21 protein-coding genes are annotated in these 14,148 nt (G+C 42.2%); 13 read left to right on the top strand and 8 right to left on the bottom strand.

Annotated elements, in window-relative coordinates; translation table 11 throughout:
- Window positions 1-25 precede the first annotated feature (25 nt).
- The 3 genes from UYC_RS0133805 to UYC_RS0133795 all read left to right on the top strand — a co-directional run bounded on the left by UYC_RS0133805 (window position 26) and on the right by UYC_RS0133795 (window position 2,567).
- The gene (locus UYC_RS0133805; RefSeq protein WP_016876808.1) at window positions 26-1,069 is read left to right on the top strand and encodes a metallophosphoesterase; all 1,044 of its coding nucleotides are present in this window, start codon (window positions 26-28) and stop codon (window positions 1,067-1,069) included.
- A gap of 462 nt (window positions 1,070-1,531) precedes the next feature.
- Window positions 1,532-2,038, top strand: a complete 507-nt coding sequence (locus UYC_RS0133800; protein WP_016876807.1) for a PRC-barrel domain-containing protein — start codon at window positions 1,532-1,534, stop codon at window positions 2,036-2,038.
- A 55-nt stretch (window positions 2,039-2,093) separates the two neighbouring features.
- Window positions 2,094-2,567: a DUF2808 domain-containing protein gene (locus tag UYC_RS0133795; protein ID WP_016876806.1), complete on the top strand. Its 474-nt coding sequence runs from the start codon at window positions 2,094-2,096 to the stop codon at window positions 2,565-2,567.
- A gap of 179 nt (window positions 2,568-2,746) precedes the next feature.
- Here the strand turns inward: UYC_RS0133795 and UYC_RS0133790 are convergent, their stop codons facing one another.
- Window positions 2,747-3,148 (bottom strand): hypothetical protein, encoded by a 402-nt coding sequence (locus UYC_RS0133790; RefSeq protein WP_016876805.1) that lies wholly within the window; start codon window positions 3,146-3,148, stop codon window positions 2,747-2,749.
- A gap of 586 nt (window positions 3,149-3,734) precedes the next feature.
- Between UYC_RS0133790 and UYC_RS0133780 the strand changes: the two genes are divergently transcribed.
- The 7 genes from UYC_RS0133780 (at window position 3,735) to UYC_RS0133750 (ending at window position 10,730) form a co-directional block, all read left to right on the top strand.
- A complete protein-coding gene (locus UYC_RS0133780; protein ID WP_016876803.1) occupies window positions 3,735-4,193 on the top strand; it encodes an OB-fold nucleic acid binding domain-containing protein in 459 nt (152 codons plus the stop codon).
- A gap of 99 nt (window positions 4,194-4,292) precedes the next feature.
- A complete protein-coding gene (locus UYC_RS0133775; RefSeq protein WP_016876802.1) occupies window positions 4,293-5,705 on the top strand; it encodes an Nramp family divalent metal transporter in 1,413 nt (470 codons plus the stop codon).
- A 276-nt stretch (window positions 5,706-5,981) separates the two neighbouring features.
- A complete protein-coding gene (locus UYC_RS0133770) occupies window positions 5,982-6,842 on the top strand; it encodes an HAD family hydrolase (protein ID WP_016876801.1) in 861 nt (286 codons plus the stop codon).
- A 78-nt stretch (window positions 6,843-6,920) separates the two neighbouring features.
- Window positions 6,921-8,003 (top strand): phosphate ABC transporter substrate-binding protein PstS, encoded by a 1,083-nt coding sequence (gene pstS, locus UYC_RS0133765; RefSeq protein WP_016876800.1) that lies wholly within the window; start codon window positions 6,921-6,923, stop codon window positions 8,001-8,003.
- An 81-nt stretch (window positions 8,004-8,084) separates the two neighbouring features.
- Window positions 8,085-8,699: a DedA family protein gene (locus UYC_RS0133760; protein WP_016876799.1), complete on the top strand. Its 615-nt coding sequence runs from the start codon at window positions 8,085-8,087 to the stop codon at window positions 8,697-8,699.
- Between the two features lie 24 nt (window positions 8,700-8,723).
- A complete protein-coding gene (locus UYC_RS0133755) occupies window positions 8,724-9,587 on the top strand; it encodes a DUF1206 domain-containing protein (RefSeq protein ID WP_016876798.1) in 864 nt (287 codons plus the stop codon).
- 186 nt (window positions 9,588-9,773) lie between these two features.
- Complete coding sequence (locus tag UYC_RS0133750; RefSeq protein ID WP_026087616.1) at window positions 9,774-10,730, top strand: IS982 family transposase; 957 nt, start codon at window positions 9,774-9,776, stop codon at window positions 10,728-10,730.
- Between the two features lie 11 nt (window positions 10,731-10,741).
- On the opposite strand, the gene UYC_RS38435 is transcribed toward UYC_RS0133750, so the two are convergent.
- A complete protein-coding gene (locus UYC_RS38435; protein WP_016879833.1) occupies window positions 10,742-10,882 on the bottom strand; it encodes a hypothetical protein in 141 nt (46 codons plus the stop codon).
- Window positions 10,883-10,912: 30 nt separating this feature from the next.
- A complete protein-coding gene (locus UYC_RS38430; RefSeq protein ID WP_127011372.1) occupies window positions 10,913-11,095 on the bottom strand; it encodes a hypothetical protein in 183 nt (60 codons plus the stop codon).
- Between the two features lie 120 nt (window positions 11,096-11,215).
- Here UYC_RS38430 and UYC_RS39225 point away from each other — a divergent pair, with 120 nt between their 5' ends.
- The 3 genes from UYC_RS39225 to UYC_RS0133730 are packed head-to-tail and all read left to right on the top strand — an operon-like array spanning window position 11,216 to window position 12,190.
- Complete coding sequence (locus tag UYC_RS39225; protein ID WP_016876796.1) at window positions 11,216-11,389, top strand: hypothetical protein; 174 nt, start codon at window positions 11,216-11,218, stop codon at window positions 11,387-11,389.
- Between the two features lie 53 nt (window positions 11,390-11,442).
- On the top strand, window positions 11,443-11,697 hold the full coding sequence (locus UYC_RS0133735) for a UPF0175 family protein (RefSeq protein ID WP_016876795.1): 255 nt from the start codon (window positions 11,443-11,445) through the stop codon (window positions 11,695-11,697).
- Window positions 11,690-12,190 (top strand): PIN domain-containing protein, encoded by a 501-nt coding sequence (locus tag UYC_RS0133730; RefSeq protein WP_016876794.1) that lies wholly within the window; start codon window positions 11,690-11,692, stop codon window positions 12,188-12,190. The genes UYC_RS0133735 and UYC_RS0133730 overlap by 8 nt, the downstream gene beginning before the upstream one ends.
- A 325-nt stretch (window positions 12,191-12,515) precedes the next feature.
- Here the strand turns inward: UYC_RS0133730 and UYC_RS0133725 are convergent, their stop codons facing one another.
- From UYC_RS0133725 to UYC_RS38425, 5 genes are all read right to left on the bottom strand, one after another.
- Window positions 12,516-12,695, bottom strand: a complete 180-nt coding sequence (locus UYC_RS0133725; RefSeq protein WP_016876793.1) for a hypothetical protein — start codon at window positions 12,693-12,695, stop codon at window positions 12,516-12,518.
- A 66-nt stretch (window positions 12,696-12,761) separates the two neighbouring features.
- Window positions 12,762-13,517 carry a hypothetical protein gene (locus UYC_RS0133720; RefSeq protein WP_235083015.1) on the bottom strand — a complete coding sequence of 252 codons (756 nt, stop codon included), beginning with the start codon at window positions 13,515-13,517 and terminating at the stop codon, window positions 12,762-12,764.
- The gene (locus tag UYC_RS0133715) at window positions 13,480-13,785 is read right to left on the bottom strand and encodes a transposase (protein WP_016876791.1); all 306 of its coding nucleotides are present in this window, start codon (window positions 13,783-13,785) and stop codon (window positions 13,480-13,482) included. The genes UYC_RS0133720 and UYC_RS0133715 overlap by 38 nt, the downstream gene beginning before the upstream one ends.
- Window positions 13,679-13,930 (bottom strand): transposase, encoded by a 252-nt coding sequence (locus UYC_RS40495; protein WP_071588470.1) that lies wholly within the window; start codon window positions 13,928-13,930, stop codon window positions 13,679-13,681. The genes UYC_RS0133715 and UYC_RS40495 overlap by 107 nt, the downstream gene beginning before the upstream one ends.
- Before the next feature lie 16 nt (window positions 13,931-13,946).
- Window positions 13,947-14,108 (bottom strand): hypothetical protein, encoded by a 162-nt coding sequence (locus tag UYC_RS38425; protein ID WP_016876790.1) that lies wholly within the window; start codon window positions 14,106-14,108, stop codon window positions 13,947-13,949.
- Between the last annotated feature and the right edge of the window lie 40 nt (window positions 14,109-14,148).

The following is a 14,148-nucleotide window of genomic DNA, read 5'->3' as shown; positions in this document are numbered from 1 at the left end:
CAAAAATAGAATTTGCAAGCTAAGTATGAAGAAAATCAAATACTTTTTATTGGGATTATTAGGTTTATTGGGTTTAATTGCTGCACTTCTAATTTACGGCTTAATCGAACCCTATTTTATTGATATTGAACCACAAGTCGCCGTAATACCCGGTCTTCCTGCTGCATGGGTGGGGCAACGAATTGCAGTGATTGGTGATTGGCAAGTGGGAATGTGGCTGGCAAACACCCCTACCATCCGCAGAATTGTTGCGCAATTAGTTAAAGAACGTCCGAGCGCAGTGCTGATTGTTGGTGACTTTATATACAAAGCAGGCGATAACCCCAGCGCGGAAATTAATCAAGCAATTGAGTTGGTTCGTCCATTAACCGCTGCTGGTATTCCTACATATGCCGTTTTAGGTAATCATGACTATGGCATGAAATCTAAGCACGCTTCCCCCGATGTAGCACAAGCGACTAAACTAGCTGCATCTCTGGAAACTGTGGGCGTGCAAATGTTGCAAAATCAAGCTGTAACCTTGGCGTCATCCACCAAGCTAGATGAGCAAGCAGTTTTATACTTGGTAGGTATTGGATCGCATTGGGCTGATAAAGATAAACCCCAAGTAGCTCTGGCACAAGTACCAGATACAGCACCCAGATTTGTAATGATGCACCATCCTGAGTCCTTTGCTGAATTTCCTGCGAACACCGCACCTGTGGCTGTGGCAGGGCACACCCACGGAGGGCAAATTCGTCTGCCATTCACCCCAGAATGGTCATGGTTGACTTTTACCAAGGAGGATGAGGTTCATGCTGATGGTTGGATCGATGGGTATGGACAGCCGGGAAACCATCTTTACGTGAACCGAGGAATTGGTTTCAGTATCATACCAATACGGATTAACTGCCCTCCTGAAATTACTCTCTTCACACTCAGACAAAGCGACAAATCCAACAGCCTGGAGGCAAAGCCTCGAAACCCTCGTTACCAGGTTCAACCTGGTAACGAGAACTACCAAGCGGCAAATCCACATAAATATTATCGTTTTACTACTGGTTTCCAAGTTACGTCTAATGTAAATTAGCCAAACTCACCTTGAGTCACAGCAAATAATAGATTGAATGTAAAATCCAATTTTATCAAACAGAATTCAGGAGTCAGAAGTCAGTAGCCAACTCACCTCCGTGAGCGATCGCTTGCTGCATTCTCTCCAATACTTAGCAGCAAGCATGACTCTCAATTTTCCTAATTTGCAGGCATAAAAGCATGAAAAATGAGTGTTTCCAAACACTGTCAGGGCACAAATTGAACACAATATCTAGCAATATCTTTATGAATTTAATTAATTATGAATATGTGCAATGTGTTAATTATTGAAGATTTCAAATTAAAACTTTACACCTATTGAAATAGAAAAAATAATAAAAATCAGTCCATAGTTATATCTAAATTTTTTCCACGAGTTTTCCACTATCTCTATCTATCTTAAAAATATAACCAGTTCAATTTAGCCAATAGTTAAGGTTGCTAGTTTTGGAGAAGTAACATGGCTCTTTATAAACTGGATGAATACTATCCTAATTATCAAAATGATATTTTCGATGGTTATGACATCAAAAATTTTGATGTTTATGCTCAAGATGATAAGGTTGGTTCTGTAACCAATATAATGATTGACGATGATGCTCATTTCCGTTATTTCATCGTTGATACGGGTTTTTGGGTTTTTGGTAAGAAAATTTTGCTGCCTGTTGGCATGGCTCGTATTGATTACGAAAATAAGCGGGTGTATGTCCCTGTATTAACTAAACAGCAAGTGGAAGATTTGCCTGAATTTACTGAAGATTTGGCAATTGACAACGATTATGAAGAGCGAGTTAGAGGTGTTTATCGCCCTTACACAACAGCACCGAATATAGGTTTTATGTATGCCGCCGATATCTATAACTATCGGCAAGAACCTTACTTTTATGCTCTCAACGATCTGAATCTCAGAAGGTATGAAGACCGATTCCGAGCAAAAAGAAACCATAGCAGAGCGGACTTACTATAAACCGATCTGCTTTTTTCCCAAATAAATTTACTTCACTTTGTTAAGGAGATTTGTGATGAAAAACTTAATTCGATTATCAACTCTTGCGATCGCGATCGCTGCAATAGGTGTTCCTAGTATTCCATCTGTTGCTCAAGCACAAGAAGTCCAATACGATCCCAGCGCACCTCGGATTAGCGATGTTGAAGCATACAATGACGACCATTACTTTAACGTGTATACAGGTTCTCACGGGCCTTTGTCCTTCATCACGCTCACCCCACCAGAGGGTGCTAACATTGCCCCAAACGATGTTAAAGTCACGCAAGGCGATCGCGAAATCGACTCAATTGTCTATAAAGATGAGGGCAGATTTCTGATTGTTTTTAGCGAACCAGTACCTCCTAGAACTACTCTGCAAATTGCACTAGATGACGCGGGTATAAATCCGGCGATCGGCTCCAATATTGTGAATTACCGAGTTGCTGGTGGACATATTGGTCTTAATCAAACGCTTCCCTACGGTTTAGCCCGAATTACACTCCGTTAACCATTTAAACAAGAAAGAAGCCAGAAGCCAGAATCCAGAATAAAGAATTTATTCTGACTACTGAATTCTGAATTTTGAATTCTTCTTCAATTAGATCCGTCCGAAATATAATTCAGCCGCAAAAATGGTAGAAAGCCTAATTGGCTTTCTACCAAGGTTGTAAAAAATGTTTGATAAGTCTACTCAAACAGTTCAGTCTGCACCTCCACTCTGTCTATACCCTCATAGAAATCTTGTCTAGGAGTAAGAATGTTGTTTCGCTCTACTAGCGGTTCGTTAACTAACAATTTCACATCTTCATTAATTTGCCATACCCCATCATCTCCATCACTGAAGGCACCAAAGGCATTGTAGTTCTGAACATTCCCGAATACTTCAGAAGAAGTGTTTTGGCGATTTGAAAAAAATAGTTTGTAGTCATCTTTAATTGTTCTAGTTTCCAGCCGAACGAGAGAATTGTCAGCTAGACTCAATTTTTCAGACTTGGAATTTAATGCTACAGCTAACTGTGGTTGAAGTAAGCTAGCTAAACTAGGGAGAACCACTATAGCTCCGAAAAGCCTAACAATTCTTTTTTTCATTGAATTTACTCCTAATCTAATCTAGTTAATTTTATTTTTGCAAATCTCAATATTTTTACCTCTATCTTAAGTGTTGAAAAATCATAAAATCTATCTCCATCTAAGATTTTAGATGTGTCTCCAATCTGTAAAATTTGTATGTTTTAATATGTAGAACCAAAATAATCTCGGCTTTAGCAAGTATTAGTATAAACTGAGTATATTACAGTTAAACTTAAGTAATTTTTGTGGCTTTCTTGTTGAAAATATCGATAATAAATTGTCGTTAAAAAACCATCGTGATTAATCAGAGCAAGCCAAAATATTCAGCCTGATTGTCAAGGTACATATATAGATAGTTGCTAATCACGAGATATTGCATCTGAATCAAGACTAAAGGTAGAAATAGGAACTTCACCTTTGACTGATGAACTTTTGGCTGATATCCATCAAGATTTGACTGTAGCAACAAGAGATACGTAATGACACTGTTGATAATTCAAGATTTCGCTCCAAATTATTCTGAAATTTTTGCTAATAAGAATTTTATTAATTACAGTTTTTCCTCAAACATTATTAGTGAAAAAATTGGCACTATTAAAGATTTATGAACACAAACAGTCAACATCAAGGAGCAATCTTTCCACTGCTTCTAGCCATACTTATCCTCTCTAGTTGTACTCCTAAACCAACAGCTACGACCAATTCAGAACCAAGTGCAGCAATAAAACCAGGGGAGGTGACGATAGATAACATTATTGATAACTCCAGCACATTTTTGGGCAAAACTGTAACCGTAACTGGTGAAGTTCAAAATGTGCTCAATGAAAATGCATTTGCCCTGGATGACGAAGATTTTGCTGGTGATGAATTTTTGCTGGTTCTCAATTCGACTCCAGCAGAAAATATTCAAGTGGGTAGTCGTGTTCAAGTGACAGGAACTGTGCGTCGATTCGATAGAAACGAGGTAGCCAAAAAATACAATTTAGACGCAATTCGTCCAATTCCAGCATTTTCAGAAAATCTACCTGCGATTGTTGCTGAATCTACCGAAGTAGTGCAGTAAGAACAGATTGAAAATCACTACAACATAGCTGCTATTCCGAACTAGCGCAATATCAAAGCAATCTTGTAAGCCAGTACACTTCTCAACCCAATAGCACCAATGAGCAATAAAAGCGATCGCGATTCCAATGCGCAAATATCTAGCCAACAACAGGAACAAAACACAATAAACATACCAGAGTCACCACAAGGTTGGGAAAACTTAAAGTGGCTCGGCCCAAGCTTTTTGTGGATGCTTTCGGCTGCTGGTTCAGGAGAGTTACTATTTACACCTCGCATTGCCGCATTCTATGGTTACTCTCTGCTATGGGCGCTACTTGCTGCTGTGATCCTGAAATGGTTTATTAACGGTGAGGTAGGTCGCTTTTCAGTTTGCACGGGCGCAACTATTCTCGAAGGTTTTAAGCAACTTCCCGGCCCGAAAAACTGGGCTATCTGGCTGATATTGCTACCACAATTGGTGGTAGCAATTTCTACTGTTGCTGGATTGGCAGGAGCCGCGGCTACGGCACTGATTTTGGTAACAGGGGGAGGTGTCCAACTGTGGACAGTAATTATCATCGTTGTCACGGCGGCGATTGTTTTGTTTGGGCAATACAACGTATTAGAAAAAATTTCTTCTTATGTGGGGATTGCTCGTACAATTGCAGTGGTAACAGCTGCGATTCTTGTTTTTCCCAGCTTTCGCCAACTGGCAGCCGGATTAGTACCGCAAATTCCTCAAAATGTACGGTATCAAGAAATACTACCTTGGCTGGGTTTTATGCTAGCAGGAGCAGCCGGACTGATGTGGTATTCTTACTGGGTAGAAGCCAGAGGCTATGGTGCTGCTAGTGTTAAGGGAAAAGAGAGGATAGACCCCAAGCAACTCAACCGAGAAGAAAAAAAGAAACTGCGCGGTTGGATAAATCTGATGACTATATCCAACACTTTAGCTGTGGTTGGTGCGCTATTGGCGGCATTATCTTTCTTGATTCTCGGTGGCGAGTTGCTGCGCCCCCAGGGACTTGTACCACAAGAAAATCAGGTAGCAGAAACTTTAGGAACCTTGCTGGGCGACCTTTGGGGGCCGTTTGGCTTCTGGTTTATGGTAGCGATTGTTTTTATTACCTTTTGTAGCACTGTCCTTTCAGTCGAAGATGGTTTTGGGCGGATGTTTGCTGATGGTACGCAGATTATTCTGCAAGGATTTGGCGTGCGGGGACGCTGGACTAATGAGAAGTTCTTGCAGCGTGTTTATATTGTTGTGTTACTGGTAATTTTACCAATCGCCGTTTATCTGTTCTTCGGTCAACCTGTCGGTTTGCTGCAAACCGCAGGTGCAATTGAAGCTGCTCATATTCCTATTGTGACTGGGCTTACCCTCTTCCTCAACCACCGGATGTTGCCAAAGGAACTACGACCATCGAAGATAATTTTTGGTGGTACGGCGATCGCGGGAATATTTTTTGCTGTTTTTGCGGTTATCTACTTGTTGCAATTGCTTGGTGTTATTGGTTCTGGTAGAGGTTAAAAGTTCAAGTGGTAGTTGGGCAAAATTAAATTCATTCGTGAGATAGGGAACAGGAACAGGAAAACAATGTGTGTCATTAATTCTGTCTGAGTACTTATGAGTTATGCAAATAAAAAATCAAAAGGATACATAGCATCAGTAGTTGGGGGACTCAGTGGTACATTACATTCGGATTAATCCATTAGATATTCACGACCCTCACCCGAATGAAGACCCGAACCAGGGTCTTTCTCTGCGTCCTCTGTGTCTCTGTGGTTTGTTCATACATAAACACTCATGACTCTAGCAACAAAACCATTTTCTAACCGCATCGCTGTAGTTTTCGACTTTGACGACACCCTTGTACCAGATACCGTTGATAGCCTCCTCTCTAGTTTGGATATCGACGCTCTCAAGTTTCGTCAGGAGCGAATTCAACCCTTGATTGACAAAGGCTGGGATAAAATTCTTGCCCGATTCTATGCCCTAATTGAAGAATCAAAACGACAAAATAACAAAATTACACAAGAATATATTGCCAGATTTGGTCAAGAATTAGCTCCCTTTGATGGTGTCACTAAAATGTTTGAGTGTTTGCAACAAAGCGCTAGTGAAATCAACCCAAAGGTAGAAGTTGAATTTTATCTAATTACCTGCGGTATGGTGGAAATTGCCCGTCACAACTGCATAGCCCCAAATTTTAAAGCCATGTGGGGTTGTGAGTTTCACTACGGTCAACATGGCGGAATCGAGTTTTTGAAGAAACTTGTTACCCATACTGAGAAAACCCGGTATTTATTTCAACTTGCAAAAGGAATTGAACATCAAAAAGATGATGGACTAACTTTTGTCTATCGAGATGTACCAGCAGAGGAATTGCACGTACCACTAACGCAAGTAATTTATGTAGGGGATGGTGCATCAGATATTCCCTGTTTTTCCCTAATGAATCAAGAACAGGGTACAGCTATTGGTCTTTATAAGAACGGAAAGCCACAAGAGTGGGGGCGGGAGTTAAAAATTACTCAAAGTCAGCGGGTTGCCAACGTCGCACCTGTTGACTACAGCGAAAATTCTGAACTGATGCGATCGCTCACACTAGCTGTAGAAAGTATCAGCAAACAGATTTCTTTGCAGCAATTGAGCGTTGGTGAGTAGAACTGCTAAAAAGCATTCCATCACCCCAATCACAAAATTCTCCGCACAGTTAGATATCTATAAAAGTACGAGGCAACTATGTTACAAAAATTTTGCAACATCATATCTAATCATACTAAGATTCCTCATTGGATTCTCGCAGGAACTGGAGTAGCGCTGACTACAGGTTTACTCTCTTGCCAACCACAGACTCCAGGCAACCAAGTCTCTCTTACTGGTGCTGGAGCATCCTTTCCTGCCCCCTTGTATCAAACCTGGTTTAATGTGTATAACCAACAAAACCCAAATGTCAAAGTTAACTACCAGTCAATAGGTAGCGGTGCCGGTGTTAATCAGTATTTAGAAGGAACTGTAGATTTCGGTGCTACCGATGCACCTCTAACAGAAAAAGAACGTCAAAAGTTCCGGGCAAAATATAATGCTGAACCGATTCAAGTACCGTTAACGGGTGGTGCTGTTGTCTTTGCTTACAATCTAGGAGGAAATTTCAAAAATTTAAGGCTTTCACGCCAAGCCTACTGTGGTATTGTCCAAGGTGATATTAAAACATGGGACAATCCGCTGATTGCTAAACAAAACCCTAACATTAACCTACCCAATACTCCCATCAGGTTTGTTCGTCGTTCTGACGGTAGCGGTACTACCTTCCTTTTTACCAATCACATTAATAAGGTATGTCCCAACTGGAAAGCAGGTGTTGGTAAGTCAATCAGCTGGCCTGTAGGTATCGGTGCGAAAGGCAATGAAGGGGTAACGGCTCAAATTCAACAAACTCAGGGAGCGATCGGCTATGTTGAGTATGCCTATGCCAAGCAAAATAACTTAAGCATGGCAACTCTAGAAAATAAGGCTGGTCAATTTGTAGATCCATCACCAGAATCTGCTGCTAGAGCCTTGGAAGGACAGACAATTCCACAAAACTTTGCCCTGGAAATTCCAGATCCTCCAGGAGAGCAAGCTTATCCAATTGTAGGTTTAACTTGGCTGCTACTGTATAACCAATACGATAATCCTGCCAAAGCAACTGCTCTCAAAAACTTTGTTAACTGGGCGCTGAGTGAAGGTGACAAATACGCTTTACAACTTGGATACATACCTATATCGGATAACCTGGCTCAAAGGGTGCAATCAACAGTTAGTGAAAAAATAGCGGCTCGCTAATTCTTGTTCTTTTGCTGCAATCGCTACTTTGAGTTCTTTACTCGTCAAAGGCGTATACCCAGTTAACACCCTTTCTTTATTATGCTTAATTGGATTACTAACATAATTTCTTCGATTGGCTACTTGGGTATTGCCCTGCTGATGGTGCTGGAAAACATTTTTCCTCCCATACCTTCAGAGGTGATTATGCCATTGGCAGGCTTTACCGTCCAGCAGGGCAAGTTGAATTTGCTGCTTGTAATTTTGGCAGGAACAGTAGGTTCAGTACTGGGTGCATTACCTTGGTACTACATAGGCAAGCGTGTAGGTGAAAAACGCTTGCGACAGTGGGTAAATAAGCATGGCAAGTGGCTGACTTTATCTGGTGAGGACATCGACAAATCCAAGCGGTGGTTCAAGAAATACGGGTGGGCTGTGGTGTTTTTCGGTCGCCTCATCCCTGGTATTCGTACTTTGATTTCCATTCCCGCAGGTTTTGAGGGGATGCCATTTCTACCCTTCTTACTGTACTCAACAGTTGGTACTCTTCTGTGGGTAGGACTGTTAAGCTATGCAGGCTTTGTGTTGGGGCAGAATTATCAACTAGTGGAAAAATATCTTAGTCCTATTTCTATAGTTGTGGTGGTGATACTCGTTGTCGGTTTGGGAATTTGGTTCACCCGTCGCCGCAAGAAAAGGCACAAGGGCAACAATTAGATCTCAGAAAGCTGATGAAAAGCAATGACACAACCTAACTTACCCACTAACAAAATTAAAAAACCAGTCAAGCAAGCAGTTGCTAACCCTGCCTTTGAGCGCTTGGCAAGATTGGGTTATGCCGCAAAAGGAGTGGTATATTTTGTAGTCGGCTTTTTAGCGGCGCAGGTGGCGATTGGTGTTGGTGGCAGAATCACGGATATTAGTGGTGCGCTTTTAGCGATCGTCTCCCAACCTTTCGGGAAATTTTTACTGGGTTTTCTAAGTTTTGGTATAGTTGGGTACGTTCTTTGGCGTCTGGTGCAGACTATTTTCGACCCAGAACACTCCGGACAACCAATGAATGCAAAGCGAACTATCAAGCGTCTTGGTTATGCCTTCAATGCCTTGGCTTATGCAAGTATAGCGCTGACAGCAGTGCAAATTATTATCGATGCAGATGATATTAACCGCAATTCTACTGAGGAATGGACAGCGCGATTGCTAGCTCAACCCTTCGGACAGTGGTTGGTGGGATTGGTTGGGGCGATCGCAATTGGTGTTGGAATCTATTACTTATATGAAGCATACAAGGGTAAGTTCCGCCGCCAATTCAAACTGCATGAAATGACCACCATTGAGCAAACCTGGGCAATGCATATCGGCAGATTTGGGATTGCTTCCCGTGGCGTTGTCTTTGGTATCATTGGCATTTTCTTTATTCAGGCGGCACGTCTGTCTAATGCCAATAAAGCTAGAGGTCTGGGTGAAGCATTAGCAATTCTGGCACAACAACCCTTTGGAGCTTTGATTTTGGGTTTGGTGGCGAGTGGTCTGATTGCCTACGGCATCCATTCAATGGTTGAGGCTCGTTATCGGAAAATTACTAACTCTAACATTCGCATTTAAATAAACGTGAGTTCGACGGATAGAAAAGCCCAAAAAGCTTGCTAGGTATGAATTTGCTTAAGTGGACAGGTGAAGTGTGATCGCTACGCTCGCCGCAGGCATAGCTAAGATTGATTGAGAATGTGTAAAAAAGTCACAAAAAAACGCCGAGACTAAAAATATCTTAGAAAAATCAACGTCTCGGCTATGTCTACCATTGTATCTCGCCTCGACATCACGCAAATCTTCTGTGACGTGGATGATTTCTGCAAGCAGTGGGAAAGCTTATGGCAACAAGTACCACAGCTACCATCGACAACCGGAGAGCATCGTAGCAAGTCGCGGATGTGTTTATCAGAAGTGATGACAATAGTAATTGCCTTTCATGGTAGTAGTTATAGAACTTTTAAGGATTTTTATACATTGCATGTACTGCCAGGTTGGCGTGGCGCATTTCCAAACTTAGTCAGCTACACAAGATTTGTAGAATTGATGCCTTGGTGTTTAATGTTATTGTGCTGTTTTTTGCATACGAGAACGGGAGAAATTACGGGGATTAGTTTTATTGATTCGACACCAATCAATGTTTGTCATAATTGTCGCGCCCATGCACATAAAGTGTTTAAAGGGTTGGTGAAATGGGGCAAAAATTCTGTGGGTTGGCACTTCGGATTCAAGCTTCATTTAATTATTAATGATTGTGGAGAGTTGTTGGCATTTAAGTTGACTCCTGCCAACGTCGATGACCGTAAACCAGTTCCTGATATGACTAAAGACTTAATTGGTAACGCCAGTTGCTTCAAGTCGGCAGAGCGCAAGGGCGCACTGGCTCAACTGTTTGGAGATAGAGGATATGTGTCACAAAAATTATTTGAAGAGTTATACGAGCGAGGTGTAGAGCTGGTGACAAAACCCAAGAAAAAAATGAAAAACCGTTTGGTGAAATTGATTGATAAAATTCTGTTACGCAAACGAGCAGTAATTGAGTCAGTCAATGACCACCTCAAAAATATATGTCAAATTGAACACTCCCGACATCGTAGCCCATTTAACTTTTTGGTTAATTTGATGGCAGGGCTGACTGCTTATACCTATTTGCCCAAAAAACCATCTATTGACATTTACCCAAAAGATTTACCTGCACTGCCTCCTGCTATTTTTTAGTTCTGTCGAACTCACGTAGGATTATCCTTGACTAATATTTGGCAGACTTCGCCAATTTGGTAAGTTTTGGGTACTCTCGTCCTTTCCATGATGCGCTGCACGACATCTTTGACAACACGGCCAGATGGCGTTTTACCACCAGTTTCCTCCACTGCGGTCTGCCATCGGGCGATACACCCAAATCAAACCGGAAGTAGATTAACACATTTTTGCATTAGTGGGATAGCTTCATATGAGTGCGATCGCGGGTCGTGTAGCAAAACTTGTAGGGAGCGTTTATGAAATGTAACACACCGACCTAATGTCAATCTTCCGTCCGCTCGCTGATTTTGTAGCGATCGCGCTTCTTGTCGGGTGCGAAGCATGAAACTTCACGCACCTTCTATGTGCTAATTCCGGTGCGTTATGCTGTCGCTAACAGCACCCTACGAGAGAGACTGAGAGATCGGCTAAAATAAATAATGCTGTCATGAGGTGCTCCCGCCATGAGCATTCAAGAACTAGAGCAACAACTCCTCAGCCTCGATTTAGCCGAAAGGATTCGCATTCTTCAACTTTTGGCTCAAAGTCTGACAGTACCAAGAGCATCACAGCCATCCCCATCCCCGAATGAACTTAATTTAACCCGCGATCGCACTCCGGGAGCATCCTCTACGTAGCATCCCCCTAACAATTCCTCCAGATTTTGACGAACCCATGCCTAGATAAGCCTATGTCATTACAACTGAAAATAGACTACCCAGCAACACTTCCTGATGCTTTACAAAAGACACGAGAACAGTTTGAACAAGAAGCTAAATGGGCAATGGCGGTAAAACTCTTTGAAATGAAACGTATATCTTCTGGTATGGCGGCTGAATTAGTAGGCACAGATAGAGTTTCTTTTTTACTCAATTTACATCATTATGGTGTAGCGATGATTGATTTAACAGAAGATGAACTGCTAACTGATTTAGAGAATGCCTAAAACTGAGAAAATAGTTATTAATACTGCTCCCTTAATCAGTATAGTAGCGGCACTTGGGGATTTAGAGGTATTGCGATCACTGTACGCTCAAGTATTAGTTCCTTTTGAAGTTTGCCAAGAAATAATAGCAGGAGGTACAAGTGGGTTTGCAGTACCAGAATTTGAGGCTGCCAATTGGTTAGAAAAATCGCCAACCCCGCTCAATATATCTCCTCTTTTACTCAATTCCCTAGATTTAGGTGAAGCAGCTGTAATTCAGTTGGCTTTAAATCAAAATATCCAAACTGTCTGCATAGATGAAACGGTAGGTAGAAGAATAGCTAGGTTAAGTAGTCTTTCACTCACAGGGTCTATTGGCATTTTCTTACGAGCCAAGCAGGAAGGATATCCTATTATCATGCAGCAAGCTATTGAACGTATGAAAAACAAAGGCATCCGGCTTAGTGATACAGTCATCCACTTTGCACTTCAACAAGCAGGAGAGACAAGTTAATCACTCTTCTGCCACAATGGCGATCGCTATCTGAAAATCAAAACGCGATCGCCACGCACTGTCTATGGTTTTAAAGTACAGGCTATTATACATAGGAAGTGCGTTCACCCTGTATTAGAGGGTGTTAGATGATACAAAAAATAAAGAAATCAAGGGAGGTGACTGCATCGTGTTGGGAATGGGAACGAGTTCTCAAATATGCGACGAATCATTAGCTTTTGCTATTCATCCCTGCACCGGATACCGCCCCATCAACTGTTCCGCTTCAGCTATCTAAGCCACTGCATTTAGTAAATTTCTTGATGCAGTCCAGTGTGAGCATTAGTCATACTTGCGATGAGCATTTTGCCTCTAAAAAACTTAAAAGCTCTTCTTCAAATGCAGTCAAATGCGGTCGCTTGAGTTCCCCCAAATGCTTCAGAACAGCACGGGCAGCTTCTTCCAAGTTCTCATTTTCCCGCAGCCTTGTAATGCGTAGACGCGCAAGCGGCTTGCCGTAAGGCATCGCATATCTCCTGCATCTGCTGGCATTCAGCATCCGAATAATTGAGAGCCTTCAGGTGGTCAATCCTCACGGTGTACTCCCGCAGCTACCTTTGCCCCTAAGTTCTGGGTTATCTTTGGCAACAATCTGGCAGACTTCCCCAACACAATAAGAATTTGGGGCTTTGGTGCGCTCCATTATGCGCTGCACAACATCTTTAACGATACGACCAGTTGGTACTTTACCACCAGCCTCTTGCACTGCTGTCTGCCAAACTTCTTGCTGTTGTGATGGTTCTAATTCGGTCAGTGGTCTAACTTGCCTCTCACTTGTTGGCAAAATCTGTGTCCCATTGGGACGCATTTGCTGTTCGCTCGACTCAATTTCTATTTGTGTCCCAATAGATTGCTTCTGCTCATCATTGGAATTAGCTTCAATTTGTGTCCCATTGGGACACATCTGCATGAGATTATCGACTACAACAGCCGCTTCAATCAATCTGTAAGGATGACGGCGCTCAAATCCAAATCTATCTTTACAATACTCCTCAAATGTTTTGTGTGTTGAGCGATAGAGTCTGTGATCGCGTAATTCCATTAAGGCTTTGCCTGCCTCAAAGAATGCTCTCTCAATCTTACGTTCAAGGTACAAGCGATCGCGCTGTTCATCCTCAGTCAGTTCAGGGACTTCAACAGCAGTGACAGTGAGAGTTGCTGAAGCTGAATTTTCTGGATCAAAAGCATCCGTTAGTTCTGCGGAAGATACTTTTGAATTGCTTTTAACTGTAGACGCAGATTTTTTATGCTTAGTCGGCAATGGTGTCGTAACAGTCGAATGTGTCATAAGCACCATCACCTGAGACTTGTTCAATCTCTTGTTCAACGAGCTCCAGTAGATTGGGCAGTACTTCACAATCGGCTATGTTATTAGTGGTTACTACCGCCGCTACAATCTCAAGAGTCCCTTCATCAACACCTAAATGCAACTTGCGCCACGTCCGTCTTTTACCCGCGCCATGTGTGCGGACTTTCCATTCTCCCTCGCCATAAACTTTTACCCCAGTTGAATCCACTACAACGTGGATAGCTTTCTGTTTTGGAATTACTGGCATTTCCACCTCCCCATTTGCTTAACCGACGAGACAGCGCGGAGTGTTCAGGTACTTCTAGCTCAATCCCCATCAAAGTGAACAGCGACTCCAAAAAACCCTCTGCTTGTCGTCCTAGTAGATGAAACAACGATTGAATTGCCCCCATTGTTGCGATCGCTATGTCACTGTAATAATTTAGATGCTCCTTTTCGTCCTGTTTTCTGCTGGTTACGCCACTGCTCGATGATCTCTTCGTTTACCCAGAAGCTTATACTGCCTCGCTGCTTGAGCGCCTGATCGTACTCTTTCCAATTGCGAACTTTGTAGTTGGCTTTCTTGTTCATAGTCAAGCTGTCAGGCTCTGAGTGGAGATAGAGTAGTTGA

This window comes from Chlorogloeopsis fritschii PCC 6912, assembly GCF_000317285.1.
Lineage (GTDB): Bacteria > Cyanobacteriota > Cyanobacteriia > Cyanobacteriales > Nostocaceae > Chlorogloeopsis > Chlorogloeopsis fritschii.
This window is presented reverse-complemented; position numbering and strand designations above follow the sequence as displayed.